This is a genomic window from Clostridium nigeriense (genome assembly GCF_050585265.1).
In the GTDB taxonomy this organism is placed as follows: domain Bacteria; phylum Bacillota; class Clostridia; order Clostridiales; family Clostridiaceae; genus Clostridium; species Clostridium nigeriense_B.
In genome coordinates, this window is the sequence record NZ_JBNOOE010000004.1 from 142,433 (window position 1) to 162,928 (window position 20,496).

The 20,496-nt window shown below is 26.7% G+C and carries 26 protein-coding genes, 1 tRNA gene and 1 pseudogene; 20 read left to right on the forward strand and 8 right to left on the reverse strand.

Annotated features, from left to right (window positions below):
* Positions 1–45: 45 nt before the first annotated feature.
* The 5 genes from ACQPVP_RS05385 (at position 46) to ACQPVP_RS05405 (ending at position 4,862) form a co-directional block, all read left to right on the forward strand.
* Positions 46–1,485, forward strand: a complete 1,440-nt coding sequence (locus ACQPVP_RS05385) for a glycoside hydrolase family 1 protein (RefSeq protein WP_430840467.1) — start codon at positions 46–48, stop codon at positions 1,483–1,485.
* A gap of 54 nt (positions 1,486–1,539) precedes the next feature.
* Positions 1,540–1,842, forward strand: coding sequence for a PTS sugar transporter subunit IIB (locus tag ACQPVP_RS05390; RefSeq protein ID WP_430840468.1), 303 nt, complete (start codon positions 1,540–1,542; stop codon positions 1,840–1,842).
* An 18-nt stretch (positions 1,843–1,860) separates the two neighbouring features.
* The gene (locus ACQPVP_RS05395) at positions 1,861–3,210 is read left to right on the forward strand and encodes a PTS sugar transporter subunit IIC (RefSeq protein ID WP_430847994.1); all 1,350 of its coding nucleotides are present in this window, start codon (positions 1,861–1,863) and stop codon (positions 3,208–3,210) included.
* A 100-nt stretch (positions 3,211–3,310) separates the two neighbouring features.
* Entirely contained in the window at positions 3,311–3,625 is a 315-nt protein-coding gene (locus ACQPVP_RS05400) for a PTS lactose/cellobiose transporter subunit IIA (protein ID WP_430840470.1), read from the forward strand.
* 187 nt (positions 3,626–3,812) lie between these two features.
* Positions 3,813–4,862, forward strand: coding sequence for a LacI family DNA-binding transcriptional regulator (locus tag ACQPVP_RS05405; protein WP_430840471.1), 1,050 nt, complete (start codon positions 3,813–3,815; stop codon positions 4,860–4,862).
* Between the two features lie 181 nt (positions 4,863–5,043).
* Here the strand turns inward: ACQPVP_RS05405 and ACQPVP_RS05410 are convergent, their stop codons facing one another.
* Complete coding sequence (locus ACQPVP_RS05410) at positions 5,044–5,202, reverse strand: hypothetical protein (RefSeq protein WP_430840472.1); 159 nt, start codon at positions 5,200–5,202, stop codon at positions 5,044–5,046.
* Between the two features lie 81 nt (positions 5,203–5,283).
* On the opposite strand from ACQPVP_RS05410, the pseudogene ACQPVP_RS05415 reads away from it, so the two are divergent.
* Positions 5,284–5,352, forward strand: a pseudogene (locus tag ACQPVP_RS05415) (L-serine ammonia-lyase, iron-sulfur-dependent, subunit alpha); the annotation flags it as partial.
* Between the two features lie 20 nt (positions 5,353–5,372).
* On the opposite strand, the gene ACQPVP_RS05420 reads toward ACQPVP_RS05415, so the two are convergent.
* On the reverse strand, positions 5,373–5,744 hold the full coding sequence (locus ACQPVP_RS05420; protein WP_430840473.1) for a winged helix-turn-helix transcriptional regulator: 372 nt from the start codon (positions 5,742–5,744) through the stop codon (positions 5,373–5,375).
* A 168-nt stretch (positions 5,745–5,912) separates the two neighbouring features.
* Here ACQPVP_RS05420 and ACQPVP_RS05425 point away from each other — a divergent pair, with 168 nt between their 5' ends.
* The 3 genes from ACQPVP_RS05425 (at position 5,913) to ACQPVP_RS05435 (ending at position 8,021) form a co-directional block, all read left to right on the forward strand.
* Positions 5,913–6,518 (forward strand): FMN-dependent NADH-azoreductase, encoded by a 606-nt coding sequence (locus ACQPVP_RS05425; protein WP_430840474.1) that lies wholly within the window; start codon positions 5,913–5,915, stop codon positions 6,516–6,518.
* Positions 6,519–6,608: 90 nt separating this feature from the next.
* Entirely contained in the window at positions 6,609–6,767 is a 159-nt protein-coding gene (locus tag ACQPVP_RS05430) for a DUF1540 domain-containing protein (protein ID WP_430840475.1), read from the forward strand.
* A gap of 123 nt (positions 6,768–6,890) precedes the next feature.
* Positions 6,891–8,021 carry a mechanosensitive ion channel family protein gene (locus ACQPVP_RS05435; RefSeq protein ID WP_430840476.1) on the forward strand — a complete coding sequence of 377 codons (1,131 nt, stop codon included), beginning with the start codon at positions 6,891–6,893 and terminating at the stop codon, positions 8,019–8,021.
* 59 nt (positions 8,022–8,080) lie between these two features.
* Here ACQPVP_RS05435 and ACQPVP_RS05440 read toward each other — a convergent pair whose 3' ends face one another.
* Positions 8,081–8,641 carry an NUDIX hydrolase gene (locus tag ACQPVP_RS05440; RefSeq protein ID WP_430840477.1) on the reverse strand — a complete coding sequence of 187 codons (561 nt, stop codon included), beginning with the start codon at positions 8,639–8,641 and terminating at the stop codon, positions 8,081–8,083.
* Between the two features lie 169 nt (positions 8,642–8,810).
* Between ACQPVP_RS05440 and ACQPVP_RS05445 the strand changes: the two genes are divergently transcribed.
* Together ACQPVP_RS05445 and ACQPVP_RS05450 are read left to right on the forward strand one after the other, a co-directional pair.
* The gene (locus tag ACQPVP_RS05445; RefSeq protein ID WP_430840478.1) at positions 8,811–9,656 is read left to right on the forward strand and encodes a hydroxyethylthiazole kinase; all 846 of its coding nucleotides are present in this window, start codon (positions 8,811–8,813) and stop codon (positions 9,654–9,656) included.
* A gap of 165 nt (positions 9,657–9,821) precedes the next feature.
* The gene (locus ACQPVP_RS05450; RefSeq protein ID WP_430847996.1) at positions 9,822–11,417 is read left to right on the forward strand and encodes an ATP-binding cassette domain-containing protein; all 1,596 of its coding nucleotides are present in this window, start codon (positions 9,822–9,824) and stop codon (positions 11,415–11,417) included.
* 210 nt (positions 11,418–11,627) lie between these two features.
* Here ACQPVP_RS05450 and ACQPVP_RS05455 read toward each other — a convergent pair whose 3' ends face one another.
* The 4 genes from ACQPVP_RS05455 to ACQPVP_RS05470 all read right to left on the reverse strand — a co-directional run bounded on the left by ACQPVP_RS05455 (position 11,628) and on the right by ACQPVP_RS05470 (position 13,407).
* Complete coding sequence (locus ACQPVP_RS05455) at positions 11,628–12,107, reverse strand: flavodoxin domain-containing protein (RefSeq protein WP_430840480.1); 480 nt, start codon at positions 12,105–12,107, stop codon at positions 11,628–11,630.
* Positions 12,108–12,122: 15 nt separating this feature from the next.
* Complete coding sequence (locus ACQPVP_RS05460) at positions 12,123–12,509, reverse strand: FMN-binding protein (RefSeq protein ID WP_430847998.1); 387 nt, start codon at positions 12,507–12,509, stop codon at positions 12,123–12,125.
* A gap of 11 nt (positions 12,510–12,520) precedes the next feature.
* Positions 12,521–13,156 carry a TetR/AcrR family transcriptional regulator gene (locus tag ACQPVP_RS05465; RefSeq protein WP_430848000.1) on the reverse strand — a complete coding sequence of 212 codons (636 nt, stop codon included), beginning with the start codon at positions 13,154–13,156 and terminating at the stop codon, positions 12,521–12,523.
* 175 nt (positions 13,157–13,331) lie between these two features.
* A tRNA-Met gene (locus tag ACQPVP_RS05470) sits at positions 13,332–13,407 on the reverse strand.
* A gap of 166 nt (positions 13,408–13,573) precedes the next feature.
* Between ACQPVP_RS05470 and ACQPVP_RS05475 the strand changes: the two genes are divergently transcribed.
* Positions 13,574–13,996 carry a hypothetical protein gene (locus tag ACQPVP_RS05475; RefSeq protein WP_430848002.1) on the forward strand — a complete coding sequence of 141 codons (423 nt, stop codon included), beginning with the start codon at positions 13,574–13,576 and terminating at the stop codon, positions 13,994–13,996.
* A 112-nt stretch (positions 13,997–14,108) separates the two neighbouring features.
* Here the strand turns inward: ACQPVP_RS05475 and ACQPVP_RS05480 are convergent, their stop codons facing one another.
* Positions 14,109–14,471, reverse strand: a complete 363-nt coding sequence (locus ACQPVP_RS05480) for a hypothetical protein (RefSeq protein ID WP_430848004.1) — start codon at positions 14,469–14,471, stop codon at positions 14,109–14,111.
* A gap of 96 nt (positions 14,472–14,567) precedes the next feature.
* Between ACQPVP_RS05480 and recQ the strand changes: the two genes are divergently transcribed.
* From recQ to ACQPVP_RS05520, 8 genes are all read left to right on the forward strand, one after another.
* Positions 14,568–16,331 carry a DNA helicase RecQ gene (gene recQ / locus ACQPVP_RS05485; RefSeq protein ID WP_430848142.1) on the forward strand — a complete coding sequence of 588 codons (1,764 nt, stop codon included), beginning with the start codon at positions 14,568–14,570 and terminating at the stop codon, positions 16,329–16,331.
* Between the two features lie 24 nt (positions 16,332–16,355).
* On the forward strand, positions 16,356–16,610 hold the full coding sequence (locus ACQPVP_RS05490) for a TfoX/Sxy family protein (RefSeq protein WP_430840485.1): 255 nt from the start codon (positions 16,356–16,358) through the stop codon (positions 16,608–16,610).
* Between the two features lie 89 nt (positions 16,611–16,699).
* Entirely contained in the window at positions 16,700–17,692 is a 993-nt protein-coding gene (locus tag ACQPVP_RS05495; RefSeq protein WP_430848006.1) for a S66 family peptidase, read from the forward strand.
* A gap of 75 nt (positions 17,693–17,767) precedes the next feature.
* Entirely contained in the window at positions 17,768–18,199 is a 432-nt protein-coding gene (locus ACQPVP_RS05500; RefSeq protein WP_430848007.1) for a hypothetical protein, read from the forward strand.
* A gap of 44 nt (positions 18,200–18,243) precedes the next feature.
* Complete coding sequence (locus ACQPVP_RS05505; RefSeq protein ID WP_430840488.1) at positions 18,244–18,813, forward strand: hypothetical protein; 570 nt, start codon at positions 18,244–18,246, stop codon at positions 18,811–18,813.
* A gap of 221 nt (positions 18,814–19,034) precedes the next feature.
* On the forward strand, positions 19,035–19,370 hold the full coding sequence (locus ACQPVP_RS05510) for a VanZ family protein (protein ID WP_430840574.1): 336 nt from the start codon (positions 19,035–19,037) through the stop codon (positions 19,368–19,370).
* 84 nt (positions 19,371–19,454) lie between these two features.
* A complete protein-coding gene (locus ACQPVP_RS05515; RefSeq protein WP_430840489.1) occupies positions 19,455–19,802 on the forward strand; it encodes a DUF6483 family protein in 348 nt (115 codons plus the stop codon).
* 460 nt (positions 19,803–20,262) lie between these two features.
* Positions 20,263–20,445 (forward strand): hypothetical protein, encoded by a 183-nt coding sequence (locus ACQPVP_RS05520; protein ID WP_430848009.1) that lies wholly within the window; start codon positions 20,263–20,265, stop codon positions 20,443–20,445.
* Positions 20,446–20,496 lie beyond the last annotated feature (51 nt).

Consider the following 20,496-nt stretch of genomic DNA (forward strand, 5'->3'; position numbering starts at 1 on the left):
TAATACTAAATAATTAATTTACATTAATATAAAGGAGTGCATATAGTGATATACGAAAAGTTAGACAAATTCAAAGAGGATTTCTTATGGGGATCAGCATCAGCAGCGTATCAAGTTGAAGGTGCATGGGACAAAGATGGGAAGGGAGAAAGTATATGGGATGTATACACAAGAATACCTGGAACAACTTTTAAAAATACAAATGGTAATGTTGCAGTAGATCATTACAACAGATATAAAGAAGATGTAGCTTTAATGGCTGAAATGGGATTAAAAGCTTACAGGTTTTCAATTGCATGGACACGTATATATCCTAACGGAAGAGGAGAAATAAATGAAGAAGGCTTAAAGTTCTATGAAAATTTAATAGATGAACTTATAGCAAATGATATTAAACCAATAATTACATTATATCACTGGGATTTACCTCAACATCTTCAAGATTTATACGGTGGATGGGAATCAAGAGAAATAATTAATGATTTTAATGAATATTGTGTAACATTATTCAAGAGATTTGGAGATAAAGTTAAGCACTGGGTATCATTAAATGAACAAAATGTATTCTTAACATTAGGTTATTTAACAGCTATGCATCCGCCAGGCGTTAAAGATCAAAAGAGAATGCTTAATGCAAATCATATTGCAAACTTAGCTAATGCTACAGTAATTGAGTCATTCAAAACTTACGTACCAGATGGTATGATTGGGCCAAGTTTTGCATATGGACCTGTTTATCCATTCAGCTGCAATCCAGGAGATGTTTTATCAGCAGAAAATGCAGAGGATTTAAACTGCAACTGGTGGCTTGATGTTTACTGTAAAGGAAGATATCCAGCATTTGCATTTAAATATTATGAAAGACTTGGAGTAGCACCGACTATTGAAGAGGGTGATATTGAATTATTAGAAAGAGCAAAACCAGATTTTATAGGTATAAATTATTACCAAACAAGTACAGTTTCAATGAATCCGCTTGATGGAGTGGGAGCATCTGAAGGTATGAATAATACAGGTAAAAAGGGAACTACTAAAGAAAGTGGACTACCTGGAGTTTATAAAAACTCAAAGAATCCACATTTGGAAACAACAAACTGGGACTGGGCAATCGATCCTACAGGTTTAAGAATTGGATTAAGAAGATTAACAAGCAGATATAATCTTCCTATACTTATTACAGAAAACGGCCTTGGAGAATTCGATAAGCTTGAAGAAAATGATGTTGTAAACGATGATTACAGAATTAATTATCTAAGCTCACATGTTAAGGCTTGTAAAGAAGCAATAACAGATGGTGTTGATCTTTTAGGTTACTGCACTTGGTCATTTACAGATTTATTAAGCTGGTTAAATGGATATCAAAAACGTTACGGATTCGTATATGTGGATAGAGATGAAAATAATCAAAAGGATTTAAGAAGAATTAAAAAGAAAAGTTTCTATTGGTACAAGAATGTTATCAGTACTAATGGAGAAGAATTATAAATTTAGTTCATAATCAATTAATATAAATTACAAAAATTTAAGGAGTGATAAATCATGAAAAAAATATTATTAGTATGTTCAGCAGGAATGTCTACAAGTTTACTTGTAAATAAAATGAAAGAAGCAGCAAAGGCAAAAGGAATTGAAGTAGAAATAGATGCTCTTCCAGTAGCAGAATGCAGTACCGCTATTGATGGGGTAGACATAGTTCTTTTAGGACCTCAAGTACGTTTTCAAAAACCAACTGTTGAAAAACTTGTAGATGGCAGAATACCAGTAGAAGTAATGGACATGAGATTATATGGAACTATGAATGGAAAAGCAATTTTAGAAGATGCACTAAGCAAAATTAATTAAGAAATAGGGGGAAATACAATGAGATTTATGGAAAAATTTCAAGGAGCTATTGAAAAAATATTAGTACCTATAGCTTCAAAGTTAAATGCACAAAGACATGTGTGCGCAGTAAGAGATGCCTTTATATTATCATTCCCATTAACTATGGCAGGCTCTTTAATGGTATTACTTAATAGTGTTTTCTTATCAGCAGATGGATTTATGTTTAAATTATTACAGTTTGATAAAATATTTCCTAATATAGTCAAATTCCAGGCTGTATTTGCTCCAGTTGTTAAAGGTTCAGCCGATATTTTCTCAATACTAATAGTATTTTTAATAGCAAGAAACCTTGCAAAGTCACTTAAGGGTGATGATTTACTAACTGGATTAACAGCAATTTCTGTTTACTTTATAATTTATCCTGATTATTTTAATAATGAAGGCGTAAACTATATTACAACTAAATATACTGGAGCTCAAGGATTATTCGTAGCAATTTTAGTTGGTTTATTAGTTGGTGAATTAATGTCTAGATTATCAAATTCTGATAAATTAGAAATTAAAATGCCGGAACAAGTACCACCAGCAGTTGCAAGATCATTTAAAGTATTAATACCAATTATTATTACAACTATATTATTCTCAGTTATTAACTACTTTGTTAAGATGGTTGCACCAGGTGGATTACATGAATTAATATACAACATAATCCAAACTCCATTAACTAAAATGAGTCAAAGTATATTCTCAGTACTTATATTATCATTCTTATCTCAATCACTATGGGTTATGGGTATACATGGACCAAATACTATAGCAGCAATAAGAGATACTATGTTCTCAGAAGCAGCTAATGCAAACATTTTGTATGTTGCTGATAAGGCTACTGCATGGGGAGCTCCTTATCCAATAACATATAGTGGATTAGCTAGTGCTTTCTCTGAATATGGAGGTTCAGGATGTACATTAGGTTTAATTATAGCTATGTTAATATTCTGTAAAACAAAGGAAACAAAGAGTATAGCTAAACTTTCTTTAGCACCAGGAATATTCAATATAAATGAAATGGTTATATTCGGGTTACCAATAGTTTTAAATCCAATTTATATAATTCCATTTATATTAACACCAATTGTAAATATAATGATTGGTTATACAGCAGTTATGGTTCTTAAAATTATGCCACCAGTAGTAATTGGTATTCCTTGGACAACCCCAGGACCATTAATGCCTTTCTTAGGAACAGGTGGAAATATCACAGCATTAATTGTAGGATTCATATGTCTTGCAGTGAGTGTATTAATATATGCACCTTTTGTAATAGCAGCAAATAAAGCAGAAATGGTTGAAGAAGAATCACAAAATGAAATAGTAAAATCAATCTAAAAATATAACTGCTGATGAAGTATGTTAAAGAATTATAGTACATCAAGATAATGAACTAAACAATCATAAAATTTAAGGATTTAGAATAGGAGATTTACAAATGGATGGAATTGAATTAATAGCTTTTGATATAATTAGTAATGTTGGAATGGCAAAATCATTAGCTATTGAAGCATTAAGAGATGTCAGAGAAGGAAAGTATGATGAAGCAGAAAAGAAGATGAATGAAGCATCTGAATATCTTCTAAAAGGACATCATGCACATACTTCATTGATACAAAAGGAAGCAGCTGGAGAAAAGGTTGAATTCTCATTAATAATAATGCATGCAGAAGATCAAATGATGGCAGCTGAGACAATTAAATCATTAATTGAAGAAATGATAGAAATGTTCAAACAGTTAAATGATAAATAAGTTAAAAAGCAAAAAGGATACTAAATAAGTATATTTATAAAAATACCTATATATTAAATTCAAAAAAGTATTTAGTATATAGGTGTTTCGTTATGTTGATAAATAATAAAATATTGAAAAGCCAAATCAAATAATATAGTATTATACTATAAATACGAGTTTATGAGTGAGAGGAGGATACGTTTTTATGAATAGCAGTGAAATTGCAAAACTTGCAGGAGTATCACGTAGTACTGTATCTAGAGTTATAAATAATTATTCAAATGTTCCAGAAGAAACAAGAGAAAAAGTCTTAAGGGTAATTAAAGAATATGATTATGTACCACATGCTTCAGCAAGAATGCTTGCTGGAAGTAAAAACAGGGTTATTGGTTTATTTATTATAGATTTGATACATAAAGAAGAGGGGCTTAAAAATAGAATTACAAAAAGTCCATATTATTTAGAATTTACTAGTTCAGTAATAGAAACCGCCAGTGAAATGGAATATACAGTTCTTGTTCATATAATACATACTGTTGAAGGTTACGAGAAAATTAAAGCGTGTTTTTATAACAAGACTATTTCTGGGGGGATTTTTATAGGACAGAATGATGATGATGAATCCATAAAAACAATAATTGACAGAGGGTATAAGGTTGTATTAGTTGATCAGTCAATTAAACCTGATGATGTTATATACAATAAGTGCATGATAGTAAATGCTGACAATTACAATGGTGCCTATAATGCTACAAAATATCTTATAGATATGAATCATACACAAATAGCACATATTACAGGAGGCACAGCTAAATTTTCATCAAACGACAGAATTAGAGGATATAAAAAAGCGTTAGAAGATTCGGGTATAAAAGTAGATAGAAATTTAATCATAAATAGTGAATTTATTGAAAATGCTGGATATGATGCTACTAAGAAATTATTCAGTAGAAACATTAAGTTTACGGCTATTTTCGCTAGTAATGATAAAATAGCATTTGGTGCAATCAAGGCTATAAAAGAAGAAGGGCTCAAAGTTCCAGAGGATATTTCTGTTATAGGATTTGATGATATTGAGTCATCAAAATATTTTAACCCGCCACTTACTTCAATAAAAATGGAGTTAGTACAAATGGCAGATATAGCAACAAAGTCGATTATTACATCTATAGAAAATGATATGAAATTTTCGGCTAATTATGTAATACCAGTCACTTTGGTGGAAAGAAAGAGCTGTGAAATTTTGAATAAGTAATTAAGGTAAATTCTTTTCTAAAAAATTCTAGAATTCAGCTCAGCTGAATTATTTCCTCTAATATAAATTTCTACTCTCAAATAAGCTTATATTATATGTACGGTAAGAGAAAATAAATAGCTATTGATAACAAAGTATAGCTATTTATTTTCTCAAAGTTACATTATCAATATAAGTGTAATTAAATCTTACTTATGAAGTCGGAGTCTATTGTAATAATGTAATTATATTGAGAATATTCTTTTCTAATTTTACTTTTAATTTCCTCAATTATTTCAGAAACTTTATTAGTTATTGAAAAACCAGCATATAATATTAAAAGAGCAATAACAATTCCCATATATCCATCTATAAGGAAGGTAGTAAATTTAGTTAATAAAAAAGATATTAAAATTATACTTGAAGTAAAAACAGCTCCTATGCATCAACAGTATTTAAAAATATCTTAGGACTTGTTTGTGATCCAGTTGCTGGATTAGTAGAAATACCTTAATATTAGTGCATTTTACATTATTCATTTTTAATATCAGAAATGTATTCTTGTCCATAATCATGCATTGTTTTTAATACAGGAATTATTTTGTTTCCTATTTCAGTTAGTCCGTATTCAACTTTAGGAGGAACTACTGGATAAACTTTTCTATAAATAAGATTATCTTCTTCTAAACTTCTTAGTTGATTTGTTAACATTTTTTGAGTAACATTTGGTAAATTTCTTTTAATATCACTAAATCTTAATGGTCCATTAACAAGATACCAAAGTATAAGAATCTTCCATTTACCAGAGAGTATTTTTTGAACCAAAACCATAGGGCAAACTTCGTGAGGGCTTGTATCATCATCTATATAGCAATCTTTATGTTCGATTATAAATTTTTCCATATATGATCTCCTTGTAAAATTTTTGAATAATAGTTGAGAAACAGTATCAATTTAGATACTATGTATAAAAAAAGTGTCTACTTGTAAATTGATAATATTTAAACTATCATTTATATTATATCAAAGAAGAGAGATATTACCAAAGGTAATTGAAAGTAGGAGGCAAAAATGAGTAAAGTATTATATATAAAAGCAAACATTAAACCAGAAGGTGAATCAAGAACATTTAAGGTGTCAGATAGTTTTATCGAAGAGTATAGAAGGTTAAATCCAGAAGATGAAATTATAACATTAGATTTATATAATGAAAAAATAGACTTTTTAAGACCAGCAGATTTAGGAGCAGTATTTGGACCTAAATCTGAAGAAAGCAAGAATCATCCAATTTTAAAATATGCTTATCAAATGGCAGAAGTAGACAAGGTTGTTATTGCAACTCCAATGTGGAATTTAGGAGCTCCTGCTATAGTTAAGGCTTATTTTGATTATGTAAGTGTAACAGGTATAACATTTAAATATACAGCAGAAGGTCCAGTTGGAATTTGTAAAGCAGATAAGGCTTTAATAGTTTCAGGAAGAGGCGGAGATTATTCAAGTGAAATAGGATCACAATTTGAAATGGGAGAAAGATACTTAAGAACTATACTTTCATTCTTTGGAATTAAGGATATAAAGAGTGTAGCTGCTGAAAATCTTGATGTAGTTGGAGTAGATATAGACAAGATACTTTCAGATACTATAGAAGAAGCTAAGAAAATTGCAAAAGAATTTTAATTTACTTTAAATTACCATTTTGAAAAATAAGCACCTTATGAATAGTATAAGTTTTAACGTAAATACTAAGTGTGTAAGGTGGTGATTTCGGTGGATAAGAATCCAAATATAAAGTGTACAGTTGAACAATGTAAGTACAATAATACACAAGAAAAGTATTGTACATTATCAGTAATTGAAGTTGGTACTCATGAACAAAATCCAACACAAGTACAATGTACAGATTGTAACTCTTTCGTATTAAAATAATAGCAATAGTTATGAAAAGAGAGGTAGAAATTTTTCTACCTCTCTTTTAGGTTATTTAAGGGATAAAATAAAATCAATAGGTAAAAATAATATTTATTAGTATAGGGTTATTATGGAGTAAATATGGAACAAGTAGAAGAAATTATTAAAGCATTATTAAAAGTAAGTATAAGCAAATATATATTGGCTCTAATAATTATAGCTTTTGCTCTTATTATAAATAAGTATGTAATAACTAGAATTTTCGATTATGCTATTAGATTAGTAAAGAAAACTAAAAATTATGCAGATGATAGCTTAGTTAGAGCTTTTGAAAAACCTATGAAATTATATATAACTTTTTATAGTATTTATATTTCGTTAAAATTTATAGATTTTGATGGGTTAAACATTAATACAGTCACAAGTGATAGATTTAAAAAAATATTTATAGTGATAGTTATATGTTATTTTTTTTATAATTTAACTTTAGAAAATTCTTTTATTTATAGGAAAATTAAAAAAAGAGATATTGTTTTTCCTTTTGTATCAATAATAATAAGATTAGTTATCGTTATTATAGGAGTAAGCTGTATTGCTAAAGAGTTTGGCTTTACTGGGTTTATAACAGGGCTTGGTATAAGTGGAATAGCCTTTGCTTTAATGGCTCAAGATGCTTTTTCGAACCTTTTTGGTGGAGTAATTATAGTATTGGATAGACCATTTGCAATAGGAGATTGGATACAGACTGCAGATATAGAAGGTATAGTGGAAGAAATAACTTTTAGAAGTACTAAAATAAAGACTTTTTCTATGGCTGTTGCAACAATTCCTAATTCGAAGCTAGCTAATGAGAATATTATTAATTGGAGCCAAAGAGGTTTAAGAAGAATACATTTTAAATTTACTATTAAGTTTAATATTCCAGTAGAAAATATTAAAAGTTCATTAGATAGAATTAGGGAGTTACTAAATAATCATGAAAAGATAGATAAAGAATTAATTATAGTTAGTTTTAATGAATTATCAACATATGGCTTTGGAGTTTTTGTATATTTTTATACTAATGAAATGAATTATATTAAATATGAGGCATTAAAAGAAGAAATCAATATAGAAATATTACGGATACTTAGAGAAGAAGAAGTTGAGTTAATGTTTTTAAATATAAACTTTGGAGTTTCTGATATACATAGGGGATATAATTGTGAAGGAAATTGTTCAGAGTTAGAATCAATTAGAAAAATAACTGAAGAAGAAAGAGGAAACAGATAAGTGCTGTCAAAAACAATAATCAATTTTTATTGTGAGACAGCACCTTACATTATACATTTCTAATAAAGATTTCTTATCTTTTCATTAAACTTTTCGTAAAGTTTAATCATATCTTCTTCAGTAGAGTATTTAGCAATTTCATCTATTGGAATCCATTTTACTCCACTATTTTCATCTTCTTTAATAGTAAGTTCATCATTTTCATCTGCTTCTAAAAGATAAGCTACAGATAAATGGAGATGTGAAGCTATATTTTTCCCTTTTTTAATATGAGCTGGGACAGGAAGTACATCTAAGGAAAAAATTTTTTCATCTAATGCCTTAATATGTTTAATACCTGTTTCTTCTTTTGCTTCTTTGATAGCTACATAAAGTAAGTCTTCATCTCCATCTGAATGTCCACCAGTCCATGACCAAGATTTATATATATTATGATAAATCATAAGAACTTTAGTCCTATCTTTATTTACTATATATCCTGAACTAGATACATGAGCTAATGGATTTTCTCTAGTAAGTAAGTTGTTAAAATTACTAATGGCATAAAGAATAGCTTCTTTATCAGAAGCTTCTTGTTCATTATATGGTTGATATTCTTTAATTTCTTCAATCCAATTCATAATATGCTCCTTAATCCTAAAATTATTTAATTCTTATTATATACTAACATTTATAAAAATACTATTAAGGGAAAATAAGTGCACATATAAAAATAATGTCGAATATTATAGTATAGATACTATTTGTATTGACATAAATATTTTTAGGATGTAAGAGAGGAAACTAAAAATGCAAATTGGTATAAGGGCATTAGACGATAGCTTAAGCTTGCAGAAAAATAAGCAACCTCTTATACACTGTATTTTCAATTCGATTTATGCAAAGGATTTAGAGAAAAGTATAATAAATTATAATGGAAATCCTATGTTTTCAAATTCTCTAGAGGAATACGCAGAAATTACTTCTAAAGCATACTCTTTATTAATAAGTCTTGATGATTTAAATAATACAAAAATTGATGAAATTGAAAAATCAATAAGGATTGCCAGGCGAAAGGGGATCCCTATAGTTCTAGATATATTAGGAGTAAATATTTCATTCTTAAGGAAGGAAATAGCTTTAAGATTTATAAATAGATACAATATAAATGTAGTAACAGGGAAACTTGAAGAATTTAAGGTTCTAGTATTAAAAAAAGATAAACTAGAAAAAGAAAAATCTTCTAATTATAAATTGAAAGAAGACACAGCACTTAGAGTTAGCTTAAGAAATTTTTCGAAAATATATAACACTATAGTAGTAGTAAAATGTAATAATTACTATTTAACAGATGGATTTAGTGAGTTTTATATAAATAGAGAGATAAATGAAGAAAATAAATTATTAGAAATTCAAGCTATACTAAGTGGATTAATTTCTGTTGGAGTTGCAGCTGCAAGCAATACTGAAGAAAGGTTTAAAGGCGTCTTAGTTGCTATTATGACTATGGCAGTAAGTGAAAAAATAACTGAACAAAAGAATTTAATTTATAGAGAAAATATAAAATTAAAAGAATACTTATTAGATGAAATTATAAATATAAATTCAGATAAATTAAATAAATTTTCAAAAGTTGATTATTTATTCTTGAGATAAACTATTGGAAACTAAAGAAAAAAGACACTTCGGTGTCTTTTTAATTTAGATATAGATTAAAGTATTAAATTGTAAAAAATGACAAAAGTAGTTTAGTATGATAAAATACAAATTGTTATAAAAAATACTATTAATGTAATAAATGTATAAAATAGGGGTGGATTTATGTTTAAGTTTATATCAAATTATTTAAAAAAATTCAAATTTAAAATATTAGTATATCTGCTAATGGCTATTTTTCAATGGGGGAGTTTACTTTTAATACCGATTATTATTTCTGAATATATTGACAAAGTGTTTTACGATAAGATTAGTGATACTAGATTAATAGCTGCATTTATAGGAATAATATTAATTTGGGGAATATCAAGCTATTTAGTTACATTTTTATTGAATTTAATATGTAATTATTTAGCTCATGATATGCAAATTGATGCTTTCAAGCATATAAGAAAATCAAAATTGAAAGAAATAAATGTAGATAATCCAACAGTTATGACTTCTAAAATTAATAATGGAGCTTTTTTAATACCTGCATTTTTTCTGAATACAGGAGTACAGGTATTATTAAGCATTATAGGATTAGTTATTATATTATTTGTAATGGCATATATAAATAAGCTAGTTTTATTAGCAACATTAATTATATTAGGGTTAAATTTAATTGTAGTAAAGTTGTTTAAAAATAAGCTTAATAAAATAAATTATAAGTTGCAAGAAACCCAAAGTGTTTTCTTTGCATCATTGAATAACCAGATTACAAATATAAAACTTGTGAAGACAAATGTATGGTTTAATGAGGTTGAAGAAGAAATTGAAAATTCTTTTGATAATGTAAAAGTTGCTTTTATGAAAAAAACAAAAATTGATAATACATATAAAGTGTTAATAGAATCATTTAAATATATATCTATTTTATGTTTATTATTAATAGTTGCGGATGGAATGATAAAAGGTAATATTAGCGTAGGTAATTTTCAATTAATATACTCTTATTCAAGTATTGCATTAGGATATTTAGCTACAGCAATAGGAATTATACCAAGTTATCATGAGATAAAAGCATATTATTCTAGATTTAAAGAAGTTTTAGATATACCTAGAGAACACAATGGAAATAAGGTTATAGATGAAATTAATACTATATCGGTAAATAATTTAACATTTGGATATGATAATAAAAATGATATATTGAAAAACATAACTACCAATTTTGAAAAAGGCAAGCTTTATATTTTAAAAGGGCATAATGGAAGAGGAAAAAGTACTTTTTTAAATGTTGTTTTAGGTTTATATGAAGATTACGATGGAGAAGTATTATATAATAGTGAATCAATAAAAAATATTGATTTATATGATACTAGAAAAAGATTAATTTGCAAGGTTGAGCAGGAACCGAAACTAATAAATGCATCTGTTTTAGAAAATCTCATTTATGGCAATAAAAATTATGATTCTGAGTATTTAAGTTATTTAATAAATAAATTTAATATCCCAGCACTTGACACTATAATTGATAGCAAATCAGATAATATTTCTGGTGGTCAGAAGCAAAAAATATCAATAATTAGATCATTACTAAAGCTTCATAATACCAATAATAGTCTTTTGATATTAGATGAACCATCTTCTGCTTTAGATAAAAAAGGAGGAGAATTATTAGTAGAAGAGATATCTAAGATTAAAGAAGATAATATTATAATTGTTATTTCTCATGATGAATTATTTGAAGAGGTCTGTGATGAGGTAGTCTCATTATAGAGTGAGTTTAATAATATTAAATAGAATAATGATAAATTATATATGTATATTACTGAGGCCAAGTAAATGGAAGTTTACTTAATCTATATAAATATTTTAATAGAAATATTTATAAAAATTTAAAAGGGGTAATATCTAAATAAATAAAGCAGTATAAATATTTTTTAAGTAGAATATTTATACTGCCAAATTATTTAGAAAGAAGATATATTAAATTGAATTCATTTCTAGAGCAAATTTATTTATATTATCTTTTAATATATTGGACTTATCAGATGAGGTTTTTGAAATCATCTTAACAATCATTTTCTCAAAGAATTTCATTTTAGAGAAAGTAAATTCTCCTCCGAAATGTTCTTTTACAATTGAGATTTCAAGCAATTCTTTAGGAAAGTTTTCATTTATCTCTGTGTTTATGGATTGACCTTTTTGCATTCCGCAGATAAAAAGACCGATTTGTTTTCCTTTTAAGATTTCTAAATTATTATTGCAGAATTCTTTCACTTCTTTTTGAATCATTCCCATATAAATAGAGCCACCAATAATTACTTTGTCATACTTTGAAAGTTCAATATTCTTTGAAGTTTGTAAATTAATTATATCTACATTTCCATTAAGTTCTTTGTGTAGTAAATCTACACATTTTTTTGTACATCCGTATTTACTGGAATAAGCAATTAAAGCATTCATATAAACTCCTCCATTTTAATTATTTAGGGCATTTTCTATTGATTTTAAATATGCTTTTGAAGTAACAGTTGCCCCTGAGATAGTATCAACTGTTGCATTTTGAGATTTAATTACATCACTAAACAATTCATCACTTAGATTAGGGATAGGAAATTTTACATCATCTTTTAGAATGATTTCTGTGATTTTATGATCTTTCACTATAACATTAAGAGTATTAGACCATCTTCCTTCCTTAAATTCTCCTAAGTAAACTCCATCACTTAGATTAGATAAGTATATAATGTTAATAGTAATATTTTCACCTTCTTTAAGACCCCTAGTTAAATAAAATATTCCACTAACAAAAATAATTACTAAGATAAGCAGTAATGAGATTAGTATTTTAAAGATCTTTTTCAAATTATCATCCCCTAATTTTTAATTTGAATGGTAGTAGCTATTTTTAATATAATTTCTTTTGAATAGAAATCAATTAATTTTTCCTTTTGTTCTTCAGAGATAACTTCTTTTTCAACAATTAACTTTATAATAAGTCCAAGAGTAGAAACTGCTATAATTTGAGCAGTTAATTCAATTTTATCTTCACTTATTAATTTATCATTTTGCATATCTGTAAGACATTTATATAATGCAGATAGTGCAAGTTTATCTTTTGAAGCGCCTTTAAATAAATAAGATGTATGATTCAAAGCTTCCTTAGATGTATTTAACTGAGCTGCTAGAAATTCATCGGGCATTTTTAGCGCTGTATATATGTAGTTTTTAGTCATTTCAGTTAGTCTTTCTTCTATAGAAAGACTTTCAGTATTTACAGAAGATACTGCAGATATAATTTTTTTATATCCTCTTTGCATTAGAATATTAATAATTTCTTCTTTATCTTTAAAGTAGTGATAAATAATAGCAGGGGAGTATTCAATACTTTTTGCTATTTTTCTAATTGATAGTTTTTCAAATCCTTCTGATGCAACAATAGCACTTGCTGATGAAAGAATTAATTCTTTCATTTCTTCAATTTCACGTTCTCTTCTATTTTCTATAGCCATTGTAATTCTCCTAATATAATATTCCTCGTAGTTAAACGATGTTTATTTATTGAACAGTGTTTAATATAATGGTAGCAATGTAGGAATAAAATGTCAATACATTAATACTAATTGAAAAAAATATAAAACAATAAAAAAACAGTGTAGAACTAATTTAGTTTTACACTGTTTTTATTGGTTGCGGGAGCAGGACTTGAACCTACGACCTTCGGGTTATGAGCCCGACGAGCTACCAACTGCTCCATCCCGCGATATTATGTTGTGTTTTCTATATACTTATTATATATCTATTATATGAATAAGTAAAGCATTATTTAATATTTATTTAAATTTTCTAAATAATAAGAAAATACAATTCAAAAATTTTAAATTATATGATAAATTATAAGTATAGGAATAAAGTAGGGGGACACGGTGATGGATTCTATGATATACGGACTAGTTTTAGATTACTTAAATAATAAAGTAACAGGGGATCTTAAGGATGAGTTTATAAATGCATCAGTTCACTTTAATATAAATAATGATATTTATAAAAAATATTCATCTGTAGAAATTGAATATATGTTTAGTACTATAGCTGATAGTAATATTCTTGATTATGTTGAATTATGTTCTGTATGTGGATATATTTTATATAGATTAATAGAGCATAATGAGTTGAATAATGAAGATAGGATAGAAGCACTTCAGATAGTATTAGAAATAAGTAATGATATAAGCAACTATTTAAGAGGAGCACTTCAAGAAGAAGAATTATATGAAAAATTATTAAAAGTGACTAAAAAGGTAAACTTAACAGAAGATCAAAGTGAAAAATTAGTTAGTATTTTAAAATAATATTTATGTAAAGGTTAACTGTGATGGATTTTAAAGAAAAAAGTGCTGCATCAGATTGATTTATAAAATCGATTTGATACAGTACCTTTTTATTTTCTTACTCTTTAGGAAATTATAAAGATGTTACCCTGTAAATAACTTTTTTATAATTTCCTTCCTTCAGCTTTGAAGTGCTTCTATTAATTTTGCGATGACTTGGAGCTTGCGACGGAATAAGCAAAATTATATAGAAGTACTTTCTTATAAGATATTGAATTCCAGAAATGATTCCATAAGTTAAAAATGAAAAAGATATAGAGCGAAAAATAAACCCCATAGTTGTATCTATATTGATTACAAAAATATTAATACCTATACTAATTAATATGGTAAAAATAGAAATAAAAATTAACTTGTTATTTTCCATATCATGCTGAAGAACTATACAAATAAAAGAAATAAATAAAATTGCAAAGAATATTAAAGCGATAAGCATAACACAACCTCCATATAATAAAAATTTTTATCATAATTATATCATTAGTAGTTTAATATGTAAAAAATATGGTAAAATCTTAAGAAGAAAGGAGTGATTAGCATTTTAAATAAAGCAATAGAAATTTTACAAAAATATTATGGATATAACTCCTTTAAGGAAGGGCAAAGTGAAATTATAAGTAATATTTTAGGAGGTTCAGATACCCTTTGTATTATGCCAACAGGAGGGGGAAAATCTGTCTGCTACCAAATTCCTGCTTTGATTTTTAATGGAATAACCTTAGTAGTATCTCCTTTAATATCTTTAATGAAGGATCAGGTAGATTCAATAAATGATGTTGGAATTAGTGCAGCTTATATAAATAGTACTCAAAGCTTAGAAGAGATAAAGGGAATATTAAATCTTTGCTATGAGGGTAAAATAAAACTTTTATATATAGCTCCTGAACGGTTAGAAAGTGAATACTTTAATAAGATGTTAAGAAAGCTTTGGATAAGTCAAGTTGCAGTAGATGAAGCACATTGTGTTTCTATGTGGGGACATGATTTTAGAAAAAGCTATAGATATATATTACCTTTTATTAATAGCTTAAAGGTTAGGCCTGTTGTTACAGCTTTTACAGCAACAGCAACTAAAGAAGTTAGAAAAGATATTTTAAATTTATTAGGATTAATTAATCCCTATACATATCTAGGTAGTTTTGACAGGGAAAATTTAGCTATATCTATTCATAAGGAAGAAGATAAGGCAGAGTTTGTTAAAGATTATATAAGAGAACATGAAGAAGAAAGTGGAATTGTTTATTGTGTCACAAGAAAAGAAGTAGATGCTTTATATTATTACTTAAAAGAAAGAGGATTATCTATAGCAAAATATCATGGTGGTCTTAAGGATGAAGAAAAAAACTACTATCAAGATGAATTTTTAAAAGATAATTATAATGTAATGATAGCAACTAATGCCTTTGGAATGGGAATAGATAAATCAAATGTAAGATACATAATACACTTTACTCTTAGCAAAAATATTGAAAGTTACTATCAGGAAATAGGTAGGGGTGGAAGAGATGGAGAGCGAACTGAATGTCATCTTTTGTTTAATAGAGATGATATAAGAACCTTAGAATATTTAATTTATACTACTGCTGGAAGTACGAGAAAAGAAATTGAAATTAAGAAGCTTCAAGCTATGATTGACTTTTGTGAATATGATAAATGTTATAGAAGTTATATATTAGATTACTTTGGAGATAAAGATGTAAAGCCTTACTGTAACAGTTGTAGTAATTGCTTAAATAATGAGGAGCTTAGAGATTTTACAACAGAAGCTCAAATGATTTTATCATGTGTTTATAGAAGCAGAGAAAAATTTGGGATTTCAGTTTTAGTAGATGTGTTAAGAGGTTTTACTGGACCAAAAATAATTCAAAATAAATTAAATGAGCTAACTACATTTGGAATAATGAAAGAATATAGTAGTAAATTTATAAGAGATTTAATTAAAACATTGATAGATTTAGGGTATGTAAACTTAAAAGAGGGGACATATTCAATGTTAAAGTTAAATCCTAGATCAATTAAGGTATTAAAATCACAAGAAAAAGTCATTTGTAAGCTTAGTGAAGATATGGAAGAAAAAATAATCAATAAAGATTTATTTAATAAACTAAGGTTATGGAGAAAAGATAAAGCAAATTCTCAAGGAATTAAGCCATATATTATATTTTCAGATTCAACCCTTATGGAGCTTGCAAATAAAGTTCCACAAACTAAAGAAGAACTTCTAAGTATAAGAGGAATGGGAGAAAAGAAATACGAAAAGTATGGAGAAGATATACTTAAGATAATGAATAATTAAGTAAGTATTGTAGGAGTGACAATTATGGGAGAGTTATCAAGGTGCCTTAACATAGGAGAAGTTGTTGAAAAGCAATTAAATGAGGTTGGAATATCAACTTATGAAGAATTAAAAAAAGTTGGAAGCAAGGATGCATGGTTAAGAATACAAGAAATAGATAATTCAGCTTGTATCCATAGGTTATATGCCTTTGAAGGAGCTATTAGAGGAATTAAGAAGAATTTTATTCCAGATGATGTAAAAGCAGATCTAAAAGAATTTTATAATAGTCATAAGTAGAATATAATTTAATAATTAGGTATTGGAGAATATTGCTGCATGTGTTATTTAAGAAAAACTAATAAATATGGTAAGGAGGTTTAGATAGAATGTTAACTAAGTTGAAATTAACTGAAGTTGATGCAATAGGTATCTTTTCCCCGTCGACACATATAACTAGTAATTGTCCAAATAGGAGTAAGAGAGCTATTGATTATATTGAAAGTAAAGGCTTTAAGATAATTAAAGGCTCTTTAACAGGAAAAAGCGATTTTTATAGATCGGGTAGTATAAAAGAAAGAGCTGAGGAATTAAATATTCTTATAAGAGATCCTAATGTTAAATGTATTATGTCAACTATTGGAGGCATGAATTCTAATTCACTACTTCCATATATAGATTATGAATTCTTTAAAAAGAATCCTAAACCAATAATAGGATATTCTGATGTTACAGCTATATTACTTGGTATTTATGCTAAAACGGGTATTTCTACTTATTATGGACCAGCATTAGTAGCTTCTTTCGGAGAGCTAGAGCCATTTGTCAGTGAAACTTATAATTATTTTAAGAATATATTAATTGATAAACTAGATTATCCACATGAATTAGAAAAGCCAAAGTTTTGGACAGAGGAATATATTAATTGGGAAAAACAAGATAGGTCTAAAATTATATTAGAAAATAGTTGGATCACAGTTAATGACGGAATTTGTGAAGGAAGATTAATTGGAGGAAATTTAAATACTATGATGGGAATTTGGGGGACTGAGTATATGCCAGAAATAAAAAATGGAGATATCCTCTTTATAGAAGATTCTTTAAAAGATTGTGCAACTATTGAAAGAAGTTTTTCATTACTAAAATTAAGTGGAGTATTTGATAAAGTTTCTGGAATTATATTAGGAAAACATGAACTATTTAATGATAATAATACGGGTAGAAAACCTTATGAGATATTATTAGAAGTTATAGGAGAAAACACGATTCCATTTTTAGCAGACTTTGATTGTTGCCATACACATCCAATGTTAACATTACCTATTGGGTGCAAGATCAAACTAGATGCAACTAATAAAAGAATATTTATATTAGAAGAGTGAATTAAAAGTATACAAAAATATTACATTATAAAGTAAAAGAATTTAAAGAGGAAAATAAGTAGGTAGGGGATTACTATGAGCAATATTTGGAAGGATATAAGAGAGAATAATGATATTAAAGATATTTTAGATAAGTATTCCTATTTTCATGATTCTTGTATTGGACATATAGAATATGTTAGTGGAGCAAAAGTAGATAAGGAAGATAATATGGGATGTGAAGGTTCAGAAAGCTTTAAACTTAATATTACTTTTCAAAGTCAAATTATAAAAAAATCTTTAGAGATGCAATTTAGTGGATTGAGAAGAATTAATTTAATTGGATATAGAGAAAATTACTTTTGTGATATTTTTTCATGTTACTTAGCTTTATATAAGGGATATATAATTTGGGCAGACAATGATTGTTTTAATCCTGATAGTCCATGTGAAAATGTACTTTTAGATGAGGATATGGCTTCTTTTATTGTAGCAGATAGTCTTAGATGGAGGTTTATAGATGGTTAGGGACTAAAATTTAAATTTATTATATTTATAGGGGGAAGAGAATTATGGAAATTGAGTATAAGAATAGTATTGGGGATATAGAATTTTTAATTAAATATTGGAATTTAAAATTAGGATTTACTAAATATAAGTATGTAATCAGCTCCATTGGCATTATTAGTGGTATATATTATTCAATAACTTTAAAAACTCCACTATACATTTTTACAAATACAATAATAATGACTGGTATAGTATTTTTCTTTTTAAAGAAGAGAGAAATTTATTATTTAAATAGAATTTCTAAAAGAGATGCTAGAAAGTATTGTAGAAAAGATGAATATTTTACTGCTGAAAAGACTTTAACTTTAGATAAAGATTCACTTATTATAAATTGTATTAATGATAGAATAGAAATAAATTTGAACAATCCTTTTATTGGAGTATATGTAGTAGATAACTATGTAATAATAGTACCTAAGAGTTTATATAGTTATAAAAGTAAAATTATAATTCCAAATAATGCTTTTAAAAGCGAAGATGAAAAAAATAATTTCATTAATTATATTAAAAATAAAATATTAAATAGTAAAATAAAAAATATAATTTTAAAAAGAAAAGAGCTTAAAAATTAATAGCTTTAAGATGAGAAATTTTTTTGAAAAGATATATGATTCAAAAGTAGGATTAATACCTCTATCATCAATAGGGTTAATTATAAATTTTTTAATTTAGATAATAGTTTTTATGTTAATTATATACCTTTAGTAAAAACTATAAGTATGTTTAATGATAATTTTATGGAAATAGGGAATGCATTATATAATGTTATAGGAAATATAATATTATTTATTCCATTACTTTTTATAAAAAGAATAAGCTTTGTTTAATAGCATTATATGTTTTTTTAGCATCTCTTATAATAGAGATAATTCAGCTAGTTACATCATTTAATACTACAGATATAGATGACATAATATTTAATACTTTAGGCGCAATTATAAGGTATATTATATTTAATATTTTTTATTATCTAATCAAGAAAACTAAGCTAGGAAATTTAGTTAGAGTTATTACAAGTTCATTTGAGATATATAATATTTATAATGGGGAAGAAAGTAAAGATTTAAAGATATATTTTCACGATGCTAGTGATAATGAATATAAAGATATGAAACTTGCGACGGAGTAGCTAATATAACATATTTACTTCTTTTTTTAATAGGTATAGTATATAATTATATTATTTAAAATGTTATTAAGGGAATTGGGAAACATGAATATAGAGAAATTAATTAATGAACTAGCAAGGAATTTTGGAAAAGCTTTAGTTAAGAAAGAGGATGATAATATGCAAGTAATGAATTTAGAAGATACAGGTTCATCTGAGATTCTTCGTATTATTTTAAAAAGCCTAATAGTTAAGAAGGAATATAATAAGGCAGAGAATTTTCTTTTTGAGGAAATAGAAAAAGATAAGTCCGAAGCAAATTATAAGGTTGCAGTTGATTTTTATGAAGAATTATTAACAAAAAGTGATGAAGATTTAATAGAAAATAATTTTTCAAGAGAAGAAGTATTACAAGGATTAAGAGATTTAGAGTTAATATTTAAGAGAATTTAATTAAATAATGAACAATAGAAATGTTATTTTAAAATTTAATATAAATTAATTATAATACCGTAGTATTCGCAATGATATTCTTCCTTTAAGGTAGACAGATTTAAAATAAAAATCTGTTAATTGAAAGGGAGCATGTAACAAGCAAATATACGGTATTTTTTACTCTGGAGAAAATTATTAAAATGTTAATATATCAATAACGTCTTATAATTTCATTCCTTTAGTTCTGAAGTGCACTTATTAATTTTTCCATGACTTGGAGTATATGCGACGGAATAAGCAAATTATATAGAAGCACCTTTTTACTTTAAAATTCAAAAATAAAATTCAATTATGAAATTGTTGGGGATTAAATGATCTTTGAAAAGTGAATAGTCTTATATTGGTTAAATATGATATAATTAACTTATATTGTATATGGTTGTGCTTAAAAAATAGGAAGTTGAAAGGGACATGTAAAATGGGGATAGAATTTTTTATTATGGCATTAATTTTATTAATTATATTTAATGTTGTTTATTATATACCTAATAAGTTAAAGGAACAAGAAGAGAAACAATCATTGTACTTAAAAGAATTGTATATCAGACTAAATAGACTTGAGAGTAAAATAGATGAAATAATAGATTATAATGATAAATAGTTATACATGGTTCACTTGCTTTTGGATGTTTTAATCCTAATAAAAGTGATT